Genomic DNA, 2,036 nt, shown 5'->3' with positions numbered 1-2,036 from the left:
ACCTCGTCGCGGAATTTCCACTGGATGTGGTACAGCGTCATCGGCAGGTCCTTGTACGACCCGACGTGGCTGCGGAAGATATCGGTGATCATTTCCTCGTTCGTGGGACCATACAGCATGTCACGGTCCTGACGGTCCTTGATGCGCAGCATCTCGGGGCCATAGGCGTCAAAGCGGCCGGATTCCTTCCACAGGTCCGCCGATTGCAGCGTCGGCATCAGCATCGGGATGTGGCCCGCACGCTGCTGTTCTTCGTGCACGATGGTTTCGATCTTGCGCAGCACCTTGAAGCCAAGCGGCAGCCACGAATAGATCCCCGCCGCCGATTGCTTGATCATGCCCGCCCGCAGCATCAACCGGTGGCTGACAATCTGCGCCTCAGAGGGGTTTTCCTTGAGCACAGGCAAAAAATAACGGGACAGACGCATGATGATCCTCTCAGAGTGAATTGGCACCTGACTATGATAATCCCCGCGCCGAGACAATCACGAAGAGACGGGGCACCAACAGCAGGCACCAAGAAGCGAGCACCAACAGCGGGGCACCAGGTCGCGCGTCCCGCAACCGATTGACCCTCGGCGCACAGACGCGTTTGTTGTCAGCGGCACAAAACAAAAAGGACGCCCCATGACCATGATCCTAGAGCCCGCGCGCGAAACCCCTGTGATCCACGAGACCGGCGTGCTGGTGATCGGCTCCGGCCCCGGTGGTCTGGCCGCGGCCCTTGCCGCCGCCCGCGCCGGGGCAGAGGTGACGCTGCTCGACCGGTTCGGCTGCTTTGGCGGCAATATCACCGTGGTCGGGGTCGAAGGCTTTGCCTGGTACCGCCATGAACAGACGATAGAGGCCGGCGGCATTGGCTGGGAATTCGAGGAACGCGCCAAGGCGATGGGGGCTGCCAGTCCTGAATCCCAATCGCTCAGCTACGAGTTGGACAGCGAGGGGTTCAAACTTGTCGCCGACCGGCTGGTGACCGAAGCAGGCATCCACCCGATGCTGCACCGCCAGTTCGTAGCCCCCATCATGGAAGGCGACACGATCCGGGGTGTCATCGTCGAATCAAAAGCGGGCCGCGAGGCGATCCTCGCCAAAATCGTGATCGATGCCACGGGCGACGCCGATGTCGCCCACCGTGCCGGTGCCCCGACCTACAAGACCCCGGTCGAGGAGATGCAGGCCGCCTCGGTCATGTTCCACATCGCGGGCGTCGACAAGGCGGCCTTCATGGCGGGGGTCAAGGCCGACCCGCAGACTTACGCCAATTGGTCCACAGGCGAATGGGTGGTCGAAACCGATGGCAAGGAAGACGCGATGTTCTCTCCGTTTCTGGCCAAACCCTTTGCCCAGGCCATCCGCGACGGGCGTATGCCCGCCAACCTCAATACCATCGGGGGCACATGGGGCGCTGTGCATGACAGTGGCGAGATGACCTATATGAACCTGATCCACCTTGCGGAATGCGACGGCACCGACCCCGACAGCATGACCCGCTTCGAGATCGAGGGCCGCGCGCAGGCGATGCATGCGATTGACGCGCTCAAGGCCTATACGCCGGGCTGCGAGACCGCGCGGCTGCGCAATTTCGGCATGAGCATCGGCATCCGCGATACGCGCAAGATCGACGCGGTTTACAACATGACCGAAACCGACGTGCGCCAGCAGGCCCGATTTGACGACAGTATCGGCATCTACCCCGAGTTCATCGACGGCTACGGCGTGTTGATCATCCCCACCACGGGACGCTACATGCATATCCCCTACCGTGCGATGCTGCCCAAAGGGGTGAAGAATCTGCTCGTCGCGGGCCGCGCCATCGGCGGCGATAAAATCGCCCATGCCGCCACGCGCAACATGGCGTGTTGCACGGTGGCGGGCCAAGGCGCGGGCGTCGCGGCGGCCATCGCGCTGGCTTCGGGCTGCCCGCTGGACGCCGTGCCGCTGGAGCGCGTGCAAAAAACCCTGCAAGATCAGGGCGTCCGCCTGCATTGACCGCGCCACGCCCGCTTCCAAATGGCTTTAAATCCTCGCCGAAGGCA

At 62.9% G+C, this 2,036-nt stretch carries 1 protein-coding gene and 1 pseudogene; one reads left to right on the top strand and one right to left on the bottom strand.

Going from position 1 to position 2,036, the window contains the following annotated elements:
* Positions 1 to 428, bottom strand: a pseudogene (locus tag B3849_RS01475) (proline--tRNA ligase); the annotation flags it as partial.
* Between the two features lie 199 nt (positions 429 to 627).
* On the opposite strand from B3849_RS01475, the gene B3849_RS01470 reads away from it, so the two are divergent.
* Positions 628 to 1,989, top strand: a complete 1,362-nt coding sequence (locus B3849_RS01470; protein WP_037943785.1) for an FAD-dependent oxidoreductase — start codon at positions 628 to 630, stop codon at positions 1,987 to 1,989.
* Positions 1,990 to 2,036 lie beyond the last annotated feature (47 nt).

The organism is Sulfitobacter sp. UBA4523 (assembly GCF_002388305.1).
GTDB classification, from domain to species: domain Bacteria; phylum Pseudomonadota; class Alphaproteobacteria; order Rhodobacterales; family Rhodobacteraceae; genus Sulfitobacter; species Sulfitobacter pontiacus.
This window is presented reverse-complemented; position numbering and strand designations above follow the sequence as displayed.